This is a genomic window from Thalassotalea profundi, from assembly GCF_014653195.1.
In the GTDB taxonomy this organism is placed as follows: domain Bacteria; phylum Pseudomonadota; class Gammaproteobacteria; order Enterobacterales; family Alteromonadaceae; genus Thalassotalea_B; species Thalassotalea_B profundi.
Genome location: NZ_BNAH01000007.1, coordinates 173,229 through 196,297, shown reverse-complemented (window position 1 = coordinate 196,297; position 23,069 = coordinate 173,229). Strand labels below are relative to the sequence as shown.

At 36.7% G+C, this 23,069-nt stretch carries 18 protein-coding genes and 3 pseudogenes; 16 read left to right on the top strand and 5 right to left on the bottom strand.

From position 1 onward, the window contains the following. Nucleotides 1-238: 238 nt before the first annotated feature. From IE155_RS10595 to IE155_RS10580, 4 genes are read right to left on the bottom strand one after another with little or no spacing between them, the layout of a single operon-like run. Nucleotides 239-682, bottom strand: coding sequence for a DUF2147 domain-containing protein (locus IE155_RS10595; protein ID WP_268245252.1), 444 nt, complete (start codon nucleotides 680-682; stop codon nucleotides 239-241). Between the two features lie 36 nt (nucleotides 683-718). Then, nucleotides 719-2,680 carry a hypothetical protein gene (locus IE155_RS10590; protein ID WP_189378226.1) on the bottom strand — a complete coding sequence of 654 codons (1,962 nt, stop codon included), beginning with the start codon at nucleotides 2,678-2,680 and terminating at the stop codon, nucleotides 719-721. Nucleotides 2,681-2,709: 29 nt separating this feature from the next. Continuing rightward, complete coding sequence (locus tag IE155_RS10585) at nucleotides 2,710-4,173, bottom strand: MFS transporter (RefSeq protein ID WP_189378225.1); 1,464 nt, start codon at nucleotides 4,171-4,173, stop codon at nucleotides 2,710-2,712. Beyond that, nucleotides 4,157-5,272: a glycoside hydrolase family 88 protein gene (locus IE155_RS10580; protein WP_189378224.1), complete on the bottom strand. Its 1,116-nt coding sequence runs from the start codon at nucleotides 5,270-5,272 to the stop codon at nucleotides 4,157-4,159. The genes IE155_RS10585 and IE155_RS10580 overlap by 17 nt, the downstream gene beginning before the upstream one ends. A 333-nt stretch (nucleotides 5,273-5,605) precedes the next feature. On the opposite strand from IE155_RS10580, the gene IE155_RS10575 reads away from it, so the two are divergent. From IE155_RS10575 to IE155_RS10550, 8 genes and pseudogenes are all read left to right on the top strand, one after another. Then, the gene (locus IE155_RS10575) at nucleotides 5,606-6,418 is read left to right on the top strand and encodes a sugar phosphate isomerase/epimerase family protein (RefSeq protein WP_189378223.1); all 813 of its coding nucleotides are present in this window, start codon (nucleotides 5,606-5,608) and stop codon (nucleotides 6,416-6,418) included. Between the two features lie 11 nt (nucleotides 6,419-6,429). Then, nucleotides 6,430-7,188, top strand: coding sequence for a 2-dehydro-3-deoxy-D-gluconate 5-dehydrogenase KduD (kduD, locus tag IE155_RS10570; protein WP_308433826.1), 759 nt, complete (start codon nucleotides 6,430-6,432; stop codon nucleotides 7,186-7,188). 34 nt (nucleotides 7,189-7,222) lie between these two features. Then, complete coding sequence (gene kduI / locus IE155_RS10565; RefSeq protein WP_189378222.1) at nucleotides 7,223-8,065, top strand: 5-dehydro-4-deoxy-D-glucuronate isomerase; 843 nt, start codon at nucleotides 7,223-7,225, stop codon at nucleotides 8,063-8,065. A 55-nt stretch (nucleotides 8,066-8,120) separates the two neighbouring features. Further along, the gene (locus IE155_RS10560) at nucleotides 8,121-9,551 is read left to right on the top strand and encodes a D-arabinono-1,4-lactone oxidase (protein WP_189378221.1); all 1,431 of its coding nucleotides are present in this window, start codon (nucleotides 8,121-8,123) and stop codon (nucleotides 9,549-9,551) included. A 36-nt stretch (nucleotides 9,552-9,587) separates the two neighbouring features. Beyond that, a complete protein-coding gene (locus IE155_RS10555; RefSeq protein WP_189378220.1) occupies nucleotides 9,588-10,859 on the top strand; it encodes an alanine racemase in 1,272 nt (423 codons plus the stop codon). A gap of 109 nt (nucleotides 10,860-10,968) precedes the next feature. Next, a complete protein-coding gene (locus tag IE155_RS17980; protein WP_229817216.1) occupies nucleotides 10,969-11,109 on the top strand; it encodes a hypothetical protein in 141 nt (46 codons plus the stop codon). Between the two features lie 38 nt (nucleotides 11,110-11,147). Beyond that, nucleotides 11,148-11,243 (top strand): annotated as a pseudogene (locus IE155_RS17975) (Gfo/Idh/MocA family oxidoreductase); the annotation flags it as partial. Nucleotides 11,244-11,258: 15 nt separating this feature from the next. Then, nucleotides 11,259-11,921 carry a Gfo/Idh/MocA family protein gene (locus IE155_RS10550; protein WP_229817215.1) on the top strand — a complete coding sequence of 221 codons (663 nt, stop codon included), beginning with the start codon at nucleotides 11,259-11,261 and terminating at the stop codon, nucleotides 11,919-11,921. Nucleotides 11,922-11,993: 72 nt separating this feature from the next. Here the strand turns inward: IE155_RS10550 and IE155_RS10545 are convergent. Further along, nucleotides 11,994-12,403 (bottom strand): annotated as a pseudogene (locus IE155_RS10545) (hypothetical protein). Nucleotides 12,404-12,574: 171 nt separating this feature from the next. Between IE155_RS10545 and IE155_RS10540 the strand changes: the two are divergent. The 8 genes and pseudogenes from IE155_RS10540 to IE155_RS10505 all read left to right on the top strand — a co-directional run bounded on the left by IE155_RS10540 (nucleotide 12,575) and on the right by IE155_RS10505 (nucleotide 23,047). After that, a pseudogene (locus IE155_RS10540) lies at nucleotides 12,575-14,945 on the top strand (TonB-dependent receptor). Between the two features lie 20 nt (nucleotides 14,946-14,965). Further along, on the top strand, nucleotides 14,966-17,131 hold the full coding sequence (locus IE155_RS10535; protein WP_189378219.1) for a dihydrolipoyl dehydrogenase family protein: 2,166 nt from the start codon (nucleotides 14,966-14,968) through the stop codon (nucleotides 17,129-17,131). A 1-nt stretch (nucleotide 17,132) separates the two neighbouring features. Further along, complete coding sequence (locus tag IE155_RS10530; RefSeq protein ID WP_189378218.1) at nucleotides 17,133-17,954, top strand: DUF547 domain-containing protein; 822 nt, start codon at nucleotides 17,133-17,135, stop codon at nucleotides 17,952-17,954. Beyond that, nucleotides 17,944-19,218: an ABC transporter substrate-binding protein gene (locus IE155_RS10525; protein ID WP_189378217.1), complete on the top strand. Its 1,275-nt coding sequence runs from the start codon at nucleotides 17,944-17,946 to the stop codon at nucleotides 19,216-19,218. Before IE155_RS10530 ends, IE155_RS10525 begins: the two co-directional genes overlap by 11 nt. Beyond that, nucleotides 19,215-20,954, top strand: coding sequence for an ABC transporter permease (locus IE155_RS10520; RefSeq protein WP_189378216.1), 1,740 nt, complete (start codon nucleotides 19,215-19,217; stop codon nucleotides 20,952-20,954). Before IE155_RS10525 ends, IE155_RS10520 begins: the two co-directional genes overlap by 4 nt. A gap of 9 nt (nucleotides 20,955-20,963) precedes the next feature. Beyond that, the gene (locus IE155_RS10515; protein WP_189378215.1) at nucleotides 20,964-21,605 is read left to right on the top strand and encodes an ATP-binding cassette domain-containing protein; all 642 of its coding nucleotides are present in this window, start codon (nucleotides 20,964-20,966) and stop codon (nucleotides 21,603-21,605) included. A gap of 1 nt (nucleotide 21,606) precedes the next feature. After that, complete coding sequence (locus IE155_RS10510) at nucleotides 21,607-22,260, top strand: CDP-alcohol phosphatidyltransferase family protein (RefSeq protein ID WP_189378214.1); 654 nt, start codon at nucleotides 21,607-21,609, stop codon at nucleotides 22,258-22,260. After that, nucleotides 22,253-23,047 (top strand): sterol desaturase family protein, encoded by a 795-nt coding sequence (locus IE155_RS10505; RefSeq protein ID WP_189378213.1) that lies wholly within the window; start codon nucleotides 22,253-22,255, stop codon nucleotides 23,045-23,047. Before IE155_RS10510 ends, IE155_RS10505 begins: the two co-directional genes overlap by 8 nt. Nucleotides 23,048-23,069: the final 22 nt, after the last annotated feature.

Sequence of the window (23,069 nt, the reverse complement as noted above, 5' to 3'; positions counted from 1 at the left end):
CTAAAATCATATTAATATAATGACCGCTTTGGGCTTTTTTTATCAAATTATAATTCTTGATTTTACAGGTTTTTGATTGAATTTAGTACAATTCTCTTATCAAACGCAGGGCTGATTTGTATCGGTTAAAATGTCGCTAGATAAGCGAAGGCTAACGTCCGGTTTCGTATCTTTGCTGACCTAATCAACTGTTCAATTAGCTCAAATTCAAAATTGAAAAGTCTCTGTAAAATATGAACTACTCCATATTATTTTGCGTTTTAGACCAATAGGTAGTTTTTCCAAACCAAGAGATTCCAATATAACCCGTTAATTTAAGTTTGTCGCCATTTTCTACCAGTTCAACTGTACAGCTATAAGTGTTGCCAGATTCAGCGTCATAAATAGTTCCATCCGCCCATTTATTTTTCTGCTTACTTAAATTGTTGAGAAGTTGTATACCGACTATAGATCTTTTTCTAAGTGACTTATCAGGGTTATGGATATCAGTTTTAACCTCGCCAACTTTAATACCCGAGAAGGTGTTAACTTCCTTTTCCGTCCAAAAGGGTTGTTTAAGCCAAATTAAATCACCACATAATTTTTCTGCACATGAGTATATTTTCACGATGGCTGTATCATTTTCAGTGTACCATTGACCTACTATCGTTTGTGAATAAACGTTTATTGAGCTAAATAACATAAAAAATAGTGAAAGGTTAAAAAGGTAGTGCATCTGCTATTGTTCCTCTCTTATTTGATTATAAAAGTCTAAAAAAAGTGACTTTCCTTCATGTTGGATAAGCATAGTATTAGCTTTTCGTTCAACAGATGCATAAGCAGAATCAAAACGTTTGTATTGAGTATCAATCACCTGATGATTAACAATAAAATTGTTTTTATATTGTAACTCTATGACGTCAGACAGTGTCCCATAACGTAATTTACTATTTTCATAAATTACTTTGTTCGATTTTATACGTTCTATAAATTGTTTAAAGCTATGTTCTTTTGCTTGTGTACTTGCTTCAAAAATCCAGTAAGTATCTCTACCTTCTTGGATAAGATCATAGCTACTTTCTTTTTCACCTATTTTTCTAGATTTAATATTCTTAGAGTAAAAAAGTTTATTTTTAGCAGTAAATGCTACAAATTTATGACCTAAACGACCAAAAGCATAACGACCATCAATAATAACTTCATCGAATTCATCTTTAGGAAAGTGAGCATGAGTATAATGTGCAGGTTTTCTGCCCATAAAGCCTGCTTCTTTTGGTATCTTGTATATGTTTAACACCACATTTTTATGTTGCGCAACGTGAGGTAAAGTACCATTGCCAACCCAATAACCAGGAGAAAGACTCAAAGCACCTTTTGCAGAAAGAGGAACAGCAGGATGAGTAGTAAAAATGCTAACCCCTTTGTCTAAAATGGCATTCCAAAGGTGTTGTTGATCGCCATACGTTCCAGGCTGATACGCTTGAGCTGTTGTGATCATAAAGTCAGGCGTTTTATAGGTATAGGTATTAGCGCGTTGAATCGCAATACCATCACTCACCAACTTTAATTGGCGGGTAATTGTGGGTAATGCGCCAATAGCATTTAAAAAGCCAATATTTAATGCTTTTAAGTCATGCAAAAACTCATTAGTAAACATATTGTTTTCTTGAATGTAATCTACAGTATTGGCTACAATCTCAGGGTTAGTAAAAGATTCCATCGCCCATTGCATCATGATCTGACGATCTTGTTGCCCAATTAAATCTTCATCAGAAAGTTCAGTTAAATTTAATCCATTGGTAGCTTTAATCACTTGTGTTGTATCATCAAAACCAATGCTTTTAATAACTTCAGGCACTTGGTACTTTTTGGAATAATTAAAGTTTTGCATCATGCCTTTTTCTTCACCAAAGCCATAGCGATCCCCCCAAACACTCCCGATCAACCTTTTCATAGAACGGCCATCACCCTCACGTTTTCCCCCTTCATACATACGACCACTAGAAGCAACAAATATCCCTTTGTATGACTGCGTAGCAATATCATGCATAAGCAGATCTAATATAATTTTAGCTTTGACACTAACTTCTTCATCGCCATAGTCTATTAAGTTAATTAATGGCGCGACATCTTCAGCGTAGTAAGTATTTGAATACCATTCAGCAAACCCATATAACCAGCGTTGCTCTAACCAAATTAAAACTCGTTCTCGTCCCATGACTTTGTGTTGTTCACCAATCTTCCCGGTATTGGTAAATGTTTCAGATGGCCAATATGAACCTATTAAGTATTCCGCAGAAGCAAATAAAATTTGATGATTTTCAGACCAATAGCACATACTGTCTTGCCCAGGTTGATCCATCCAATATTTAAAATTCAGTAAGGTTTCTTTCAATAACGCAAAATCAGTCGTAGGTATTTGTGATTTATAATCATAAATGAGTCGAATTAATGAAGGCGTACTAAAGTCTGCTGTGTCAAAACGATTATTTAGCTTAGTGTAGGTATCTTTCAACTGGGAGAAATCAAACGGTAATTGGCGGTGCAGAGCATACAAAGCATCATTATCACGCGTTTTTAATTTAACTTCAGGTTTAGCGGGCAAATAATTAATTTGTGCATTTTTATAAACATCAGTGGCTATCCAGATTGCTATCGCTAACGTAAAGACAACCAAGGTTAAAATTATTTTTTTTAACATGTAACTTTCCACCTACAACAAATTCATCATTAAATTAAGCGTTCTTTAATTTCAGCCAATTCTTGAACAGTTAAATTGTTATCTTTGCGCTCACCTCGTTTAAATTCTAAATATAATCTCAATTTTTCATGAGTATATTGATCAAGTGGATAAGAGCGGGCAGCAAAATATGCCGGTACTAATAAAATAACAGGAAATACTAAGACAATTAATTGCAAAGCACTGATAACAGCATCAGGCTGTGCTTGTATTGTTACTATCAATCGACCATCTAACACTTCTTTTACTGGGGCTAAATAGCCTGAAACCTCTAAGACAATACCGACAATAAATATACCAAAAGCCCCTGAGAATTTTCGAGTAAATGTCATGACACCACTAAAGGAACCTGAAATTCTATGGCCATAATGTAGTTCACCAACATCAGTAACATCCGGAAATATCGCCCATGGCATAACAACACACCCGGTGACACCACACCCCATTAATGCTGAAATGAGGTAAATAGCATAAGGTGGCCAATCAGGCTGATAAGCAGCCAACATCATGGCGCCAGCTAACCAAATCAGGATACTGTATTTATAAACTATTGACTTAGAATATTTATTGGCGAGAGTAACGACGACAGGGATCAAGAAAATTTGAACAACAAGTAATGTCCCAATCACATAGTCAGCCTCGTCTTTTCTATCTAAAAAATAGAGCATGTAGTATTGAAAGACTGCGGCTACAACATCCATCGTTAAATACGCAAGAAAATACATCATCACAAGTTTACGGAATGACTTTATTTTGAAAGGACGCAAAAAAGCATTCAGTTCAAATTTACTTTTGTCACCACATACAGGCACACGTTCATGGGTATAGAAAAACATCAACATATACGGAATGGCATAAACTAAAGAGAATACAACAGCCATTACCAGCCAACCTAAGCTTTCATCGTCAAAGATATTCACTACAGTCAAAGGCAAAATTGCGCCAATTAGCGAAGATAACTGTGAAAAAAACAATCGTATTCCATTAACATTATTTCGTTCTTTATAATCAGTGGTTATTTCGCTACTCATCGATGAATAAGGCACTAATACAACAGTGGATACCGTAGAAAAATATAAATATGTCATTAACACATAAATAAACTTCATCGGTGTAGAGTCGAACTCAACCGGATACCAAAGTAAAACAAATGAAGAGATAATGCCGAAAAATGCAATGAAAAAATAAGGTTTACGTCGTCCCCAGCGCGTACGAGTATTGTCTGTTATAACCCCCATTACTGGATCACTTATGGCATCCCAAATTTTTGAAATTAAAACAATGGTGCCAGCCAATGCAGGTGTAATTTGAATAACATCAGTTAAAAAACGCAAATAATAAAAAGCCATAATCACCTGCGTACCACCAATAAATAAATCACCCGATCCGAAAATTATTTTCTCTTTAAGATCAAGTTTCTTGGTGGTAACAGGGTTATTAATTATGGGCTGCATTAACAACCTCACTCACACTATTTTGACTATTTTCTTTTGTCATAAGTTTGTGATAGTTGATTGCTGCAAACATCAATGAGGCTAAACCATAATGCCAATCATTGTGCTTAGGTGTATATTTGTATGCTAGATAAGGAATAAACGGTGTAGGAATAGTAGGCGCACTGATCATCGGCATACTTAATAAGTTATCTTTATTTTCTAAAGAATTCACTACAGCCTCAAATGCTTTTATCGCTGGTTGTTTAAACTTCTCATCTAAATACCCTTCGGCAACACCTTGTAACCAACCACTGGCAATTAAAGCGGTAGCACTACTTTCTTTATACGTTTTCCCTACTTTGTTAAACACTGTTTCGTAAAAGCCATCTTCACGTTGGTAAGGTAGTAACGCTTCTGACGTTTGTTGAAATATGGAAATAGCTTGTTGTCTTTCTTCACTATTTTCAGATAAGTTCTCTAGTACTAAAGGGAAACCAGCAATAACCCAACCATTACCACGTCCCCAATAAAGTTTATTACGTGGGTAGGTACACTTAAGTTTTGTCCAATAACTATGATAGAAAAGCTTATCTTTAGGATCTTGTAAATATTGTGAAAAAAGTACGGGTTGGCGACGAGCGAAATCATACATTTCATCATCTTTTGCTGCTTTGCCATACCAACTTGTAAATACGCCATACATCATCACTGAATCTACCCAAACGCTTTTGGGATATAACCACCCTTCAGGTGAATTACCCAAGTGATTAGGCATATATTCAAGTACCCTTTCGGTTGTTTTCATGTACTTTACAACGCGATCAACAATGGTTTTATATTGAGGCTCACCTGTTAACTGGTAAACAGCAAAAGCCGTTAATGCGGGTGCAGCTGTGTCTGACTGATCTACCCGATAACCTTTCTCAATATGTGCATCTAAATAGTCTTTACAGTATGGTAGATAGCGGTTGGTGCCCATCTCTTGATCCAGACGTAATAAAGCATAAGTAAACAAGGCCTCTCCCCATTGCCACTTTAGCTTCGTTGCCGAATATCGCTTTATTGAATCATCCGCAAGCTCTACGACTTTTGAAAAAAAACTTTCTTTGAGCATCATACTTCTCATTTATTATTTTAGTTGTGTAGTAGTTTGATCACATAGTTCTATTATGGCTAACTTTGCTAAAAATACTTTTGAATAATTAAAATTCACCTTCTTAAGTCTGAGTTATTATTTAAATAAAAAAATAAATATGAGTGATTTATGAAAAAAGTAATGGATTAGGATTAATTACTTGAAAGCAACTTAACTATCAGGAAGTATTCTTATTGATAGCGCTAAAGAAACAGTAAATTTTAATAATAAAATTAAAAGTCATCATAAAAATACGCATAGTTTCAATAGCACATTATTAATATTAAATACGTTATTCAAATAACAAGTTGCATTATGACACTAAAATCACCACAAATTTCATTGCAAACATTTACGATTCGTCATCATATGAAAACGCCACAAAAAGTTGAAGCTTCATATGCGCGTTTGAAGAATATGGGGATAAATGCGGTAGAACTCGCCTATATGAAACTGACTCAACCCTATATAAATGCGGTGAAAAAATCATGTGAGCAACTTGAAATGAAAGTAGCAACAAGTCAAATAAAATTTGATATTTTACAAAAAGACTTTGATTGGGTAATCGACTTTCATCAGCAACTTAATTGCAACATAACTTCAGTATCTGTATTACCGCTTAGTGTCATACTAGGCAATAAGCAGAATTGGTTAGACTTCGCTAAATCATTAAATGAACTAGGTGCCCGTTATCAAGAAAAAGGCATCAATTTACTTTTCCACCATCACGATTTTGAATTTGCCCATTTCGTTGCCGAAGACGGGACAAGTGAAAGTGGCTTAAATTTGCTAATGAATCAAACTGATTCAGACAACGTGGGCTTAGTAATAGATACCTATTGGGCACAAAAAGGTGGCTGCTCTCCATCTGAGTTAATTAAGCAGATGAAAGGCAGAGTTCAAGCTATACACTTGAGAGATTACAACTTAAAGCCTAGATTACTCACAATGAAACCCTACGATTGTGAGTTAGGTAAAGGCAATCTTAATATTCAAAATATTATTGAAGCGTGTAAGCACAGCGAGGTGAAGTATATGGCAATAGAACATGCAAGCAAAAAACCTTTTGAAAGCATCGAATTAAGTAGCACTTATTTAAAAGACATGGGCTATCAACACTTATTTTAAGAGAAATTATCATGAAACTATTTGATTTAACAGGAAAATGGGCACTTGTTACAGGTGCAAGTAGAGGCTTAGGCCAAGCAATGGCCATAGGTTTGGCCAATGCAGGTGCAAAAATAATTTGTGTAAGCTCACGCCACGGCGGTTGTGATAAAACCCTTGAGATAATTCATAATTCTGGTGGCGAAGCGCAAGCATTATTTGCTGATTTTTCAGATTTGGCCGCAGTCAAAGCACTAGCAATAGAGGCGTTAGATATCGCTGGTACCATTGATATACTGGTTAACAATGCAGGCACTATAGCGCGCTCTCCAGCCATAGACTTTCCATTAGAAGATTGGCAAAACGTAATGAGCGTTAATACCGACGCTGTTTTTGTGCTTTCACAAATAATAGGTAAAGCCATGATCGAAAAAGGCGCAGGGAAAATTATCAATACCGCTTCTTTATTGTCTTACAGTGGAGGCATTACAGTACCTGCTTATACAGCAAGTAAGCATGCTATTGCAGGGCTCACCAAAGCGTTAGCGAATGAATGGGCACAATTTAACATTCAAGTTAACGCTATCGCCCCAGGTTATTTTAAAACAGATAACACACAAGCATTACAAGATGATCCTCAACGAAATGCAGAAATCAGCAAGCGTATTCCTTCTGGGCGCTGGGGTGAACCAGAAGATTTAGCCGGTGCGACTATATTTTTAGCTTCACCCGCAAGTAATTATATTAATGGCCATATTTTGGCTGTTGATGGTGGTTGGTTAGCAAGATAAAACCATCAAACTCGTTTTAATAAGGTATGAAAAGATGACAACAAAATACACAGTTCAACATAACGTACATCCACAAGATTTTAAATCTTATGATACACAAACCATTCGGGAGCGTTTCCTTGCAGATGGTTTAATGAAAAACGATGAAATAAATTTCCTTTATTCTTACATCGATCGATTCGTAATAGGTGGCGCAGTACCATCAAGTAACACATTAACACTCGAGTCGTTAGACGCTTTTAAATCTGAGTATTTCTTAGAACGCCGCGAATTAGGTGTAATAAATGTCGGTGGCACAGGGACAATTACTGTTGATGGTGTAACATATTTCCTAGATTACAAAGATGCTCTTTATATTGGAGCTGGCAGTAAAGAAGTCACATTTTCAAGTAATGATAAAAGTAAGCCCGCACGTTTTTATCTTAATTCTGCTACGGCGCATAAAGCCTTTCCGACAAAATTAGTGACTATGGCAGATGCCGACAGTGTTGAAATGGGCTCTAATGAAACTTGTAATGAACGTCGCATCAATAAGTTAATTGTTAATGGTGTAGTTGATACTTGTCAGTTACAAATGGGACTAACTGAATTTAAAGCGGGAAGCGTTTGGAATACTATGCCCGCTCATACACACTCTCGTCGTAACGAAGCTTATTTTTATTTTGAAGTCCCTGATTCACAAGCTGTTTGTCATTTTATGGGGGAGCCACAGGAAACTCGCCATATATGGATTCATAATGAACAAGCAATTGTATCTCCTTCATGGTCAATTCATAGTGGCGCAGGCACATCAAGCTATGCTTTTATTTGGGGTATGGCAGGGGAAAATTTAGATTACGGTGATATGGACTTTGTTCAGCCTAATGAAATTTTATAAATAATTAACATCGTGTGTTTGTAGGCGAGTAACACTTGTAGTTAAGAGGTAGCGCATGAAAATTGATAAATTAAACATAAATAGAAGAACAATGCTTAAAAGTGCAGCTGCCTTAGGTGCTACAAGCACTTTAGGATTAACAGCTTGTAGTGACAATAATACTATGGCCCCTCCCTTATTAAAAGGTGCTATCGGAAAAGATGGAAAAGAAGTAGCTCCTTGGACAAATTGGTCTGGTAATCAAAGTTCAACACCCAATGAGAGACTTGTTCCTAAAAACACCCAAGAACTCGTTTCTATGATCAAGCAAACTAATCAAAGAATTCGATTAGTTGGTGCCGGTCATAGCTTTTCACCTTTAGTGCCTATTAACGAAACTCAAATGTCATTAGCTTACTTTTATGGGATCACTCATATTGACAAAAGTTCGAAGCAATTTGATGTTGCAGCTAATACTTTTTTAGCCGGTGTTGGCGAAGAGTTATGGAAAAATGGACTCAGTTTAGAAAATATGCCCGACATTAACACCCAAACGTTTGGTGGTGCTATTGCTACCTCAACACATGGTACAGGGATTAACTATGGTTCCATGTCCACAACGGTTAAATCAATTCAATTAGTTAATGGGTTAGGTGAAGAAATCACTTGCAGTGCAGAAAATAATTCAGATATTTTCAATGCTGCCCGTAATAACATTGGCACATTAGGTGCGGTAACTAAGCTACGTATTCAGGCAGAAGACAAATTTCATTTAAAAGAAACTAGTTGGATGATGGATTTGCAAGAAGGTTTAGAGCAGGCTGAAAGCTTAAGAGACAGTCATCGTCATTTTGAATTTTATGCCTTGCCACATGCTGATTACATACTGGCCATTACCATTGATAAAATTCCAGAAGCAGAAATGCAAGAACCAAAAACCAATAATGGTGATGCTTACGAAACATTTAGAACGTTGTCTAAAGTCGTTGATACAGTGCCATTTTTAAGACGTTTTTTAATAAACATAGGAGCCAGTACTGTTAAAGAAGAAACGAGAACGGGTAAAAACTTTGAGGTTTTTGGTAATCTTCGTGATATTCGTTTTAATGAAATGGAATACTCAGTACCTGCCGAACACGGTGTTGCTTGTTTGAGAGAAATATTAACAACCATTAAAAAACAAAATATTGATATATTATTCCCAATGGAATTTCGCTACGTTAAAGCTGATAATGTTTGGTTAAGTCCTTTTTATCAACGCGATAGTTGTGCGATTAGTTGTCATAACTTTGCTGATAAAGACTATAAAAAATACTTTGCTGCCATAGAGCCTATTTTCTTAAAGTATGATGGTCGCCCTCACTGGGGGAAAATTCATACGTTATCTGCCAAGCAATTACGAGCAAAATACCCAATGTATGATGAGTTTTTACGGGTGAGAGAAGCAATGGATCCTAAAAAGATATTTACTAATGCCCATATCAATCAAGTATTAGCACTGAGTTAAAATTACACCCCACATTTAGGGTAAGAGTAGAAAAAAATGAATAGAAGACAATTTTTTATAACAGGGGCAGCTTTAGCCGTTAGCGCAGCATTTTTAAAACCTAATGATTTAGGTAGCCCTTACAATGAATATTTTACTCATTTAAATAACAACCTAAAATCATCAAAGCATTATTTACCCAGTATGCTTGTTGATTTAGATAAACTCGACCTTAATATAACAGCCTTATCAAACTCACTAAATAAAAACGTCGACCTTCGAATAGTCGCAAAATCACTACCTAGCCCAGATTTACTTGGTTATATAATGGAAAAATCAGGTACTAATAAGTTAATGGTGTTTCACCAACCCTTTCTTAATCAAATAACTAATGACTATCCTAATTCAGATATATTAATGGGGAAACCCATACCTGTTCAATCTGCCGCTAATTTTTATGAATTACTTGATGATACAAGTGATTTTGATAGTACAAGCCAATTACAATGGCTTATCGATAGCCAAGTGAGACTTGAGCAATACCTCAAGCTTGCTAGAAAACTGAATACTTTATTACAGGTAAATATTGAAATTGATGTAGGGTTACATCGTGGCGGATTACAAACAATAGAAGAATTAGATCCATTATTAACTTTAATCGCTAATAATCCTAACCATTTAAAATTTTCAGGTTTTATGGGGTACGATCCTCATGTTGTTAAACTACCCAGCATTATAAAGTCAGCTGAAGATGCCTATTTAGAATCACAGGAAATTTATCAAAGTTTTATCGATCGGCTATATCAATTTGATGAACACTATACACAGCAAACATTATGCTTCAATGGCGCTGGAAGTCCAACGATTGCGATGCATAAAAATCATACTGTTGCTAATGAACTATCAGCAGGTTCTTGTCTTGTAAAACCTACGGATTTTGACCTCGAAACATTAGCAAATTTCATCCCTGCTTCTTATATTGCAACTCCAGTATTAAAAAAGATGCTAGGGACAAACATACCCGCTATTGAATTTGCTAAAGATTTACTTCCTCTATGGGATCCAAATATGCAGCAAACCTTTTTTATCTATGGTGGTAAATGGTCTGCAAAATATGAGTCACCTAAAGGTCTTCAAAGTAACGGGCTATTTGGCTCAAGCACTAACCAAGAAATTGTCAATGCATCGAAAAAAGTTAATTTACAAGTGGATGACTTTATCTTTTTTAGACCAACGCAAAGTGAATTTGTTTTTCTACAATTTGGCAACTTATTAGCACTTAGGAAACAAAACGTTATCGCCCAATGGCCTATTTTAAAAAATACTTAATAAATAGCTCTTATGAATTACAATAAAATAAGTTAAAATACAATTACTTAATTAACCTAAATAATATTCATTGCTTCAAGGGTATTATCAATAAAAAGACTAACTCTCCATGATTAAACTGGCCGTTATCGGAACGAATACTATCACAGATCAATTTATTGATGCCGCACTATCAACGGGTTTGTTTGAATTTGCTGCTGTATATTCTCGTAACATGGAGCAAGCGGAACACTTTGCTTTGACAGCCTAAGACTTCTTGCCAACTCAACGAATGTTGATGCTGTTTATATTGCAAGCCCGAACTCTTTTCATGGCCCACAAACTATTCAAATCCTAAAAGCTGGCAAACATGTCATTTGTGAAAAACCTTTAGCGTCAAATTACACCATAGCTCAAGAAATGTATAAAACCGCTCAAGAGAATAATGTTGTTCTATTTGAAGCATTTATGACGCCCTATTTGCCCAATTTTGCTATTTTGAAAGACAACCTCAAAAACATCGGCACTATTCGAAAAGCCTTTATCAGTTATTGCCAATATTCTTCTCGATACCCTAAATATTTAAATGGAGAAAACCCTAATACGTTTAATCCAAAATTTGCTAACGGCTCTGCTATGGATATTGGCTATTATTGCTTAGGTGCAACGCTAGAGTTATTTGGTAAGCCCACATCGATAAACGCCACAGCCCACCTACTAGACTCAGGTGTCGATGGTCACGGTAGCGTTATTTTAACCTATGATGGTTTTGATGTGGTTGTTTTACATTCTAAAACCTCGGATTCTTTTATCCCCAGTGAAATACAAGGAGAAAAAGCTTGTCTTCAAATAGACATGATTTCAGTATGTAATAATGTAAGAAAAGTAGAACGAAAAGAAAAAGTGACTAATTTAAGTGTGCCCCAAGAAGACAATAGAATGTACTATGAAGCAATCGCTTTTGCTAAGCAAGTGAGTCAAAATAAAATAGATGAAAAAGCAAAAACACGTTCCTTACTCGTGGCAAAAGTGCTAACGGAAATAAGAAGGCAAACTGGCGTTGTCTATCCAGATGATGCATAAAACGATCTCGTCATAGCAACATAAGCGAGATCGTTATTAATAATGAGGATACTTCCCATTAACGCTACGATATTAAATAGTATATTTTGTGTCTTGATCTCGAAGCATGTAAAGAGCAAAACATGCCGCCCACATTGGCCATGCAGCAAAAAATAATAAATTATTAAAACCATCAAGATATTGATTATAAGAAGATAATGTAGATAAACCATGCATTATAAAAATAGACCATAGCTAATGCGCTTTTTAATTCCCATCACAAAAGCTATAACCAATAATAATTGAATAGCGCCTAATATATAGGCAACAATATCTGTTGAACCACTAATCCCATAAAAATGTTCAAAAATTCTCGCACTATGACCTGGGTTAATAAATTTATCGAGTGTCCACATTAACATAACGATAAATACGCCTAAACGAAGCGATAAAAGTGACCATTGCAAGCGGTTTTGTACATCTGAACTAATTTGATTAGTCATAAAACGTCCTATAAAAAAGTAATAAAAAATAAAATAAATAAATTTGAATTAACAAAGACCGCTTAAGCACAAGTTTCTTTCAAAGATAAACAAAAAACTATCTTTGTTGAAAGTTATTTCGAGACCTGCGGTCTTTTAGGTATGAATTAAATAACTGGAACAACTATTCTTTTGAAACTTGCATACATAACTTTATCTTTAGCAGCCATCATAGAAATACCCCATGTGGCTTATGCTGCCCAAGAACATAAAACTAAAATTACGAATGATGATATTGAAAGAATAGAAATCGCTGGTCAGATTATAAAATCTCAAGGTTTATCAATTAAAGATTCTAGTGTTGATGGTCCCTTTGGTGATCATTTAGCGTTAAAAGATATTGCTCGTTCTGTTACTCCTATTTCAAATCAATTAATTGAGCAACTTAATATTACGACATTACAAGACGTACTTGCAGTAAGCCCAAATACATACTCCGCAAGTGGCTTTGGCGCACCAAGTTTACCTACAATTCGTGGTCAATTAGGTGAACTATTTCAAGATGGTACTCGTCGTCAAGCAGGTAACAATGGTTTTGGTGTTCCACTATCATTTAATGCTGTAGAGCAAATAGATATTGTAAAAGGTGCCCCTCCAGTATTGTTTGGTTCAAGTCAGCGTAATGGCGGATTTGTCAATTTACACTCTAAAAAAGCATCAACTGAGAGCAGTCATGGGAAGTTAAGCTTATCAGCAGGTCGTTGGGATAAATACCGTACTGCTATAGATTTTAATACCCCCATTGTTAAAGACGAAATAGCGTTTAGAGTAAGTGCTGAGCATATAGATAATGGCAGTTTTTACGACTTTTCGGGTACACAAAGTGATAGCCTATTTGCGGCACTACAAATATTACCTGATAATAAAAACAGCTGGGACATTAACGTTGAATTATACCACGTTAAATTTACTGACAACGCCGGTATTAACCGCCCTACTCAAGCATTAATTGATAATGGTTTATATATTACCGGCCAAGGTGTCCAGCAAAATGGCAGTACAGTACCCAAAGCAGGGGCTATCATCTCGCCTACGGGGCAAGTACAAATTGATCGAAGTAATGTACTCACCGATCCCGATAATATAAACAAAGCAACAACTTATTTAATTCATAGTATATACAAGCGCGAACTGTCCGATAATAGTTCCATTAAAAACATCAGTTACTTTCAACATCTACAACGAGAAGAAATAGCACAAAATAGCTTTGTTGAAATTATTGATGGTGCTGATACGGCTCAAAATCGTACAGAATTGACTTATCAATGGGATAACAAACAACAAAGCATTTTTGCCTTTGATCTACGCTATAACAAGGTATTAGGTATTAGGTTATAGCCAATTTACCACTGAAGCTGATCTACCGATTGACTTAACAGGGCCTATTACTAATCGTCGAATACCATTAACGCTAGATCAGCAAGCACGTTTAGTTGAGTTACGCCCTGGCGTATTTGTATCACCTGGTGGGCAATATGATATTAATAATGATGGTAGCGGTGATTTTAATTTATCAGACACAACAGACTCAAGATCATGGCAAACAGGAGTTGCCATTCAGCAAGACTCTCAGTGGAGCGACGACCTAAGAACAAACATTGGTTATCGTATTGATTTTTATGACGTCAAAGCACGAGATCCTATTGCTCCAGTCAATCAAATAGCAGCAAGCGATACGATTAATGAGACACTGCATTCTGCCCAACTGAGTTTTAATTATAGTATTGATAATGACTTGACCCTTTATGGCGCAGCCAGTTACAACGAAGCAACATCTAATAGTATGGCAGGTGGTAATACTCTAAGTAGCGATAATACCATCAGTGCCCAAAACTTTGCGACTGAAAATACGCTAGTGGAATTTGGCTTAAAATATATACCTACAGACAGCGATTGGTATGCTGACGGCGCTTTATTTAGCCAACGCCGTAGCTTACGTAATAGAGATGGTAGTAATACAGGTATTCGCACAGAAGGCTTTGAATCTCAAGTATTTTACGACGCTTATCCTTATTGGTTTAGTGCTGGTTACAGTTATATTAACGCAAAATACGATAATTCAAGCAGTAGCCAAGATTCTGCTCAAGTTGCTGATGCCTTTGATAACTCTCGCCCTGACATTATTGTTGGAAATAATATTGGCGCACCAAATTATACCGTATTTTCGCCTTCAAACAGACAAGTACAAGGTATACCTGAGCAATCAATAAGTATCAATGGTAGTTATTCAATTAACTCAAAATGGCAAGCTGGCTTTTCAGGACTATTTACTAACAGTTACCCGTTAGACTTTTTAGCAACAGTCAATATACGTGATCAATACACGCTTAATGTAAATACTCGCTATACTTTTACAGATACAACCAGCTTACGGCTAGATATCAATAACATTACCAATCAAAAAAATTGGCGTCCGGTATTTGAAGGTGGTTACTTTGGTGCAACTCTCGTTTTTCCTGAGTTACCAATTAACGCCAAACTAACACTTACTCATAACTTCTAAAGATAGGTTTAAATCCCAACATGATTAAAAAATTATTATTATTATCCGTTGCAGCCATTACGATAAGCCTATTTTTTTATTTTGAGCTACATCAGTTACTTACACTTGACGGGCTAAAAGGCTCTATGGATCAGTTTAGTTTGTGGCGTGAGCAGTCACCGATATTAGTCATTGGGTCTTTCTTTTTACTTTACGTAGTAGTAACAGCCCTTTCTTTACCTGGTGCCGCTATTTTAACGCTAGCAGCCGGTGCATTATTTGGCTTGCTAGAAGGTTTAATTATCGTTTCTTTTGCGTCAAGTATAGGTGCAACACTCGCATTTTTAGTATCGCGTTACTTGCTACGTAATCTAATCAAACAACGTTTTCCCGATCGCCTTGGGGCAATTGATACAGGTGTTGAAAAGGAAGGTGCATTTTATTTATTTACCTTACGTTTAGTACCGGTATTTCCATTCTTTTTAATTAATTTATTAATGGGCGTCACAGCAATAAAGTCATGGACTTTTTATTGGGTCAGTCAAATTGGTATGTTAGCTGGCACCTTTGTTTTTGTTAATGCTGGTACTCAGCTTGCACAAATTGAAAGTTTATCTGGAATACTATCATTTAACCTTATTGTATCTTTTGCGTTATTAGGCTTTTTTCCATTAATAGCAAAAGCTATTTTAAACCTATTTAAAAAGCAACGTGTTTATAAAAACTACACTAAGCCTAAAAAATTCGACCGAAACATGATTGTTATAGGCGCTGGTGCAGGTGGCCTTGTTACCAGTTATATTGCCGCTGCAGTCAAAGCAAAAGTGACACTTATTGAAGCTGGAGAAATGGGTGGTGATTGTTTAAATTATGGATGTGTACCCAGCAAAGCAATTATAAAAAGTGCTAAAATCGCTGAACAAATTAGAAACGGTGAACACTATGGCCTAGAAAACTCTACGCCACACTTTTCCTTCAAAAAGGTAATGGCACGCGTTCATAAAGTAATTGCTGATATTGCTCCACACGATAGTGTAGAACGCTACACCAATTTAGGGGTAGATGTGGTAAAAGGTTACGGTAAATTAATTGACCCATGGACCGTAGAAATTAAATGCAACGATGGTGGCACACAAACATTAACTGCGCGTACCATTGTTATCGCCACAGGTGCAAGACCTTTCGTTCCTCCTTTACCAGGTATTGAAGAAACAGGTTATGTCACCAGCGATACATTATGGACTAAGTTTGCTACATTCGACCAAGCCCCTAAAAAGCTTGTTGTACTAGGCGGTGGCCCTATTGGTAGTGAATTAGCACAAAGCTTTTCGCGTTTAGGCTCTTATGTGACACAAATTGAAATGGCTGAACGCATCATGATCAAAGAAGATGTTGAAGTCTCTACCTTTGCTCATGAAGCATTAACTGAAAGTGGCGTTAATATTTTAACCTCACATCAAGCATTACGTTGCGAAACGCGTGAAGGAAAAAAATATATAATTGTTAAACGTCTTAACGAAGGAAATAATGAAGAATTATCTATCGAATACGATGAACTTTTATGTGCCGTTGGACGAAGTGCTCGTCTTGAAGGCTATGGGTTAGAAGAGTTAGGAATTGAAACTGATCGCACTATTGTAACTAACGAATATTTGGAAACCTTATACCCTAACATTTTTGCCGCGGGTGACATTGTTGGACCTTTTCAATTTACTCATGTTGCCGCTCATCAAGGTTGGTACGCAGCTGTAAATGCTTTATTTGGCCACCTTAAAAAATTTAAAGTTGATTACCGCGTGATCCCATGGACGACCTTTATCGATCCAGAGGTAGCTCGTGTTGGTATTAATGAACAGGAAGCCTTAGACAAAGGTATTGACTTTGAAGTAACTCGTTTTGAGTTTGAAGAGCTCGATAGAGCAATTACCGATAGTGCAACTAAAGGCTTTATTAAAGTCATCACCCCTAAAGGCAAAGATAAAATTCTAGGGGTAACGGTTATATCAGAGCATGCAGGCGATTTAATTGCTGAATTTGTACTTGCTATGAAGCATGGTTTAGGACTTAACAAGATACTAGGTACCATTCACAGCTATCCTACATGGGCTGAAGGGAATAAATATGCCGCGGGTGAATGGAAGCGTAATCATGCACCAGAAACCCTATTAAATCTGCTGCAAAAGTATCACGCATGGCGTAGAGGTTGATTTGCTTAAATTATTTATAAAGCCTGTAATTTTACTGAGCCTAGTATTGATAATAGTGTCGTTTACCAGCCACGCACAAAACATACACAAAGGCTGGAACACTTTACTTAGTATGCATGTAGTCGTTAGTAACGATAATCACAGCACAGCAGTTGACTACACTGGAATAAAAAGTAAAGAGACTGAACTTAAAGCCTATTTGGACTTATTAACTGCGATAACACAAGCTGAATTTGATGGCTGGGGTAAAGCAAAGCAATTGGCTTTTCTCATCAATGCATATAATGCATGGACAGTTGAGTTAATTGTTTCTAATCTAATAAATGATAAAGGAATTTCTCTTAAATCAATCAAAGAATTAGGCAGTTTTTTTAGTTCACCATGGAGCAAAAAATTTATACCTTTATTAGGTAAAACACGTAGTCTTGACGATATTGAACATAAGTTAATTCGTGGTAGTGAACGATATAATGATCCGCGAATTCACTTTGCCGTTAATTGTGCAAGTATTGGTTGCCCTGCTCTGCGTGAAGAAGCTTATACTGAAGATAAATTGGACGTTCAGTTACATGCGCAAACAATTCGTTTTTTATTAGATACTCGCCGTAATAAAATACAAGGAAATACCCTCAGTGTATCTTCAATATTTAAATGGTACAGTGGCGATTTTGAAAAAGACTTTAAAGGAACAAAGACTGTGCAACAGTTTTTTTTACATTATTCTGAAGCGCTCAAATTAACACAGACTCAGGAAAACTTACTAAAAGCAAACAAAATGAAAGTAAAGTTTTTAGATTATAATTGGGCGTTAAATGCTCTCTAGTACCGACTGGCAACAGCTAATGCGAAACAGCTTCTTTTGTGTCGCATTTTGCTTCCCTTTAACATTAAGTTTAACGATCAGTTTCAATAGCATTGCTAGCACTGAATTAACAAATCGATGGCAACATATTGAAAGTTTAGGTAAAAATCAAGACGTTTACTTTTATGCATGGGGCGGTGATCCTCAAATTAATGCCTATATTCAATGGGCTGGGCAACAAGTTAAAACGCTTTACAATATTAATTTACATCATGTAAAACTAACTGATACTAGCGAAGCTGTCAGCCGAGTATTAGCAGAAAAATCAGCAAACAATCACAGCCAAGGAAGTGTTGATTTAGTGTGGATTAACGGGGCAAATTTTGCCACCATGAGTGAACATGCTTTGTTACTAAAACAATGGGCCAACAAGCTACCTAACTTTCAATATACCGATCCTGAAAATAACCCTGCCGTTAATTTTGATTTTGGTATACCTACACAAGGAATGGAAGCACCTTGGGGGCAAGCCGCCCTCACTTTTTATTACGACAATTTATCCACCCAAAACCCACCAAGTACTTTATCTGAACTTTTAAGTTGGAGTGCAAAGAATACCGGCCGATTTAGTTATCCAAAGCCACCGGATTTTCTCGGATTGAGTTTTTTAAAATACGTTTTAGTGATACTGCATCAAAAAAGTGCTACTGAATTGAAATCACAATTGTACACTCCAGTAACAAAGCAAAATAAAGCATTGATACTTAACCCTTTATGGAGTTTTTTAAATAAACTACACCCCGTACTTTGGCGAAATGGCAAACACTTTCCTCAAAGTGGCGAGCAAATGCGCCGTTTAGTTGATGATACCGAGCTTAGTTTAGCTTTTACTTTTTCAGCACCGACAGTACCAGCAGCAGTAAAGCGTTTTGACTTACCCCAAAGCATTCGTAGCTATGCTATGTCTGATGGCAGCTTAAGTAACACCCATTTTGTCGCAATACCTTATAACGCAACACATCAAGCTAGCGCACAAATTGTCGCTAATTTTTTGCTTAGTCCTATAGCTCAAGCACACAAGCAAAAACAGAATGTGTGGGGAGATAGCTCAGTTCTTATTCAGTCAACGCTCGATGATCAACAACAAGAATTATTTAAAGTTCAATTACCTCATCCTAGTGCATTACCGTTTAATAGTATTAAGCGTACCTTAAGTGAACCACACCCTGATTGGGTAAAAGCAATTATTGAAGGCTGGCAAACACGTTATGGAATAAGCCTATGAATTTTATTGCTAAACAGATGGACATACTGCACCACAAAGCAGATTGGTTTACCCATATAGTAAAACTTAGCCCTCGTTTTTTACTTGCTCTTTTAATCATTCCCGTATTAGGTGGCCTAATTGCGGTAATACTGCCTGCATTTGGCTGGGCTCCTGCACTTAACCAATACACTATTGGGTTAGAAGGTTTTCGTGCTCTTTGGCAAACACCAGGTTTAAGTACAATGATGCTGTTAAGTGTGGCAACAGGTTTAGTTAGCACATTACTCGCCTTTGTTATGACCTTACTGATCCTTGCCGCATTTTTTAATACAGCTTGGCTTGATTATATTCAACGCATACTTAGTCCTATTTTGGTGATTCCACATGCCGCCGCCGCGATTGCTATTGGTTTTATTATCGCACCTTCTGGAATGTTATCTCGATTAATTTCCCCTTGGCTTAGCGGTTGGGAATTGTCACCCGCAGGGATATTTCCACATGATCCATGGGGAATCAGTATCATATTAGGTTTAACCTTAAAAGAATTGCCCTTTTTACTACTCATGGCACTTGGCATACTGGCACAGCCAGAATTTGGGAAAAAACTACGAGAACAACATAAAGTAGCGCTTAATTTAGGTTACTACCCAATGACTGCTTTTTTTAAAGTCATATTACCTAACCTGTATCCCTTATTACGGCTTCCTATATTAGCCGTGCTCGCATACGCTAGTGCTAGTGTAGAGATGCCCCTTATACTCGGCCCAAATACACCGCCTACGCTCGCTGTTGCTATTATGCATTGGTTCAATGATGTTGATCTAACCCTTAGAATAAAAGCATCAGCTGGTGCATTATTACAACTCATCTTAACTGGCTGCATACTTGTGCTATGGTTAGCTGGTGAAACAGCAATAAAATACAGTTTTCGCGATAAACTCACTAATGGTAAAAGAGCATACAATAGCGCTTTTTGGCAAAAAACCACCTATATATTAACCATATTAGTCATTAGCTTTATCTTATTAGCATTGATAGGCCTTATAATGTGGTCAGTTGCTGGGTTTTGGCGATTTCCATCGGTTATCCCTGAACAATTCGTACTTTCTCATTTTCAAAGTGCATCAGTACAAATGGTAAATCCATTGTTTAACACGCTAACTATTGGAATAATCAGCACAATTTTTTCGATATTACTCACATTACTATGCTTAGAGTCAGAGCAATTAAATAGCAAGCCTATTTCTAATTTTACGAGTCTCATTATTTACCTACCATTATTAGTACCTAGTATTGCTTTTTTATTCGGACTAGTGTGGTTACAACAATTAGCCAATAATTCATCTGCTTATATCAGTGTGGTTTTTAGCCATGTTCTCTTTGTGTTACCTTATGTATTTTTATCATTAGCGGCGAGTTATCGACGTTTAGATAGGCGTTTTTCACATGTTGCAGCAAGTCTTGGCGCCAAACCATTCAAAGTGTTTTTACAAATAAAACTACCACAGCTATTTGCGCCCATTTTAATTGCAACTGCCTTGGGCTTAGCCATCAGTTTTGGCCAATATTTACCAACCTTACTTGTTGGTGGTGGGCGTATAGCAACTATCACAACTGAAGCGGTTACCTTAGCTAATGGCGCAAGTAGGCGCACCAGTGCTGTTTATGCCATTATACAAATGGCTTTGCCATTAATTGGTTTCATCTTAGCTTGGCTTTTACCTAAACTATTTTATAAAAGCGCACATCGCTAAAGGTTATATATGCAGTCATATTTACAGATCAAGAATTTACAATTATTTCGCCAAAGGCAATTATTACTGAGCTTAAACGAGCAAGTTAATGGCGGCCAAATACTCACAATTATGGGGCCGTCCGGTAGTGGTAAATCAAGTTTATTAAATTGGCTAACGGGTACGCTCGCTAGTAGTTTCAGAGCCAACGGTGAAGTATGGTTAAATGGTTCAAATATCAGCGACTTACCCACCCATTTGCGCCATATTGGGGTGTTATACCAAGACGCGTTATTATTTTCCCATTTAACGGTAGGTGGCAATATTGCTTTTGCTATGCCTAATGGCAATAAAAAGCAGCGATTGGAAAAAATAGATCATGCGCTTGAACAAGTAGGCTTAACTGGCATGGCAACTCGTCACCCTGACAGCCTTTCTGGCGGGCAACAAGCACGTGTCGCTTTGCTTCGCATGCTTTTAAGCAAACCTAAAGCCATTTTACTCGACGAACCCTTTAGTAAACTTGATACGCAATTACGTCTTGAAACTCGTCAATTAGTGTTTGATCAAATTCAACACTATAAATTACCTGCGATTATGGTTACTCATGATCATAGTGATGCCGAGGCTACAAACGGCAAAATTATTACGTTAACCCCACAAGGCCATTAGCATGTTAGATAAATACATTACGCCTATTATTAAACCTATATTAATCCCTGTTGTTGCGTTAATTCATAAAGGGAATATTACGGCTAACCAACTTACAGTTATCGGTTTTCTGATCGGATTGTTAGCCTTGCCTTTACTAGCTTTTCAATTATGGTATGGCGCACTTACCGCAATTATTTTAAACAGGCTATTAGATGGTCTTGATGGCGCACTCGCCCGTTATGCAAAGCAAAGTTCAAGTGCAGGAGGCTTTTTAGATATAACTCTAGATTTTTTATTTTACGCAACTATTCCACTAGGTTTTATCATTGCTAACCCTGAGCAAAACGCTATTGTAGGCTCTATTTTATTAGCTACTTTTATTGGTACTGGCTCTAGTTTTTTAGCTTTTGCCATAGCTGCTGAAAAATTTAAACTCGATAAGCCGCAATTTAAATATAAAAGTTTTTACTATCTAAATGGCTTAACCGAAGGTACAGAAACCATAGCACTTTTTATTGCTTTTTGTCTTTGGCCACAACATTTCCCATTATTAGCAAGCATATTTGCATTTGCTTGTATAATTACCATTTTTACACGAATACATAGTGGTTTTCATACCCTTAAGCAATATGAAGTTGATGAGGTAACCCACCCTAAGGCAGAAAATGACTAACGAAGTATGGTGGCGTCTCGGCTGTTTTTTTTCTATTTTAATTATTATGATGCTACTTGAGTGGCAAAAACCAGCCCGACAATCACCTGTCCCAAATAGCGCACGCTGGTTTACTAACTTTGGTCTCATAATTGTATCATCTGTTTTTGCACGCTTAACAATACCTATTGGTTTAACTGCAGTAGCACTTTACAATCAGCAGCATGGCATAGGTCTGTTTAACCTAATAACAATACCTTTGACTGGGACTATTGTATTGAGCTTGTTGTTACTCGATTTCATAATATATTGGCAACATAGACTATTTCATAATATTCCAATATTATGGCGTTTACATCGGGTACATCATGCCGACGCACACGTTGATGCTAGTACAGGCCTTAGATTCCACCCTATCGAGATTGTTATCAGTATATTAATCAAGTTAATTGCTATTAGTTTACTCGGTGTCCCTGCTATTGCAGTACTTATATTTGAAATTACGTTAAATGCCCTAGCTTTATTTAACCATGCTAATATTCGCCTACCCTCTGTAATTGAAAAACCACTACGCTTAATATTAATAACGCAAATATTGCACCGTATACATCATAGCCAAAAAGTATGTGAAACAAATTCCAATTACGGGTTTAGTGTTATTTGGTGGGATAAGATTTTTGGTAGTTATAAAAATGAAGCCAGTAAACCCGATAAACGTCTAGATATAGGACTGATAGAATACCCTAACGCAAAACAGAATGCTTCACTTTGGAGTGGACTCACTATTCCCTTTAGAGAGAAAGAATAAATTAATCACTAGTCCACACAAT

Bases quoted from the DNA above. Each gene is read 5' to 3' on its own strand.
- IE155_RS10595 (WP_268245252.1), bottom strand. From the start codon at position 682: ATGTTATTTAGCTCAATAAACGTTTATTCACAAACGATAGTAGGTCAA.
- IE155_RS10590 (WP_189378226.1), bottom strand. From the start codon at position 2,680: ATGTTAAAAAAAATAATTTTAACCTTGGTTGTCTTTACGTTAGCGATA.
- IE155_RS10585 (WP_189378225.1), bottom strand. From the start codon at position 4,173: ATGCAGCCCATAATTAATAACCCTGTTACCACCAAGAAACTTGATCTT.
- IE155_RS10580 (WP_189378224.1), bottom strand. From the start codon at position 5,272: ATGATGCTCAAAGAAAGTTTTTTTTCAAAAGTCGTAGAGCTTGCGGAT.
- IE155_RS10575 (WP_189378223.1), top strand. From the start codon at position 5,606: ATGACACTAAAATCACCACAAATTTCATTGCAAACATTTACGATTCGT.
- kduD (WP_308433826.1), top strand. From the start codon at position 6,430: ATGAAACTATTTGATTTAACAGGAAAATGGGCACTTGTTACAGGTGCA.
- kduI (WP_189378222.1), top strand. From the start codon at position 7,223: ATGACAACAAAATACACAGTTCAACATAACGTACATCCACAAGATTTT.
- IE155_RS10560 (WP_189378221.1), top strand. From the start codon at position 8,121: ATGAAAATTGATAAATTAAACATAAATAGAAGAACAATGCTTAAAAGT.
- IE155_RS10555 (WP_189378220.1), top strand. From the start codon at position 9,588: ATGAATAGAAGACAATTTTTTATAACAGGGGCAGCTTTAGCCGTTAGC.
- IE155_RS17980 (WP_229817216.1), top strand. From the start codon at position 10,969: ATGATTAAACTGGCCGTTATCGGAACGAATACTATCACAGATCAATTT.
- IE155_RS10550 (WP_229817215.1), top strand. From the start codon at position 11,259: ATGTATAAAACCGCTCAAGAGAATAATGTTGTTCTATTTGAAGCATTT.
- IE155_RS10535 (WP_189378219.1), top strand. From the start codon at position 14,966: ATGATTAAAAAATTATTATTATTATCCGTTGCAGCCATTACGATAAGC.
- IE155_RS10525 (WP_189378217.1), top strand. From the start codon at position 17,944: ATGCTCTCTAGTACCGACTGGCAACAGCTAATGCGAAACAGCTTCTTT.
- IE155_RS10520 (WP_189378216.1), top strand. From the start codon at position 19,215: ATGAATTTTATTGCTAAACAGATGGACATACTGCACCACAAAGCAGAT.
- IE155_RS10515 (WP_189378215.1), top strand. From the start codon at position 20,964: ATGCAGTCATATTTACAGATCAAGAATTTACAATTATTTCGCCAAAGG.
- IE155_RS10510 (WP_189378214.1), top strand. From the start codon at position 21,607: ATGTTAGATAAATACATTACGCCTATTATTAAACCTATATTAATCCCT.
- IE155_RS10505 (WP_189378213.1), top strand. From the start codon at position 22,253: ATGACTAACGAAGTATGGTGGCGTCTCGGCTGTTTTTTTTCTATTTTA.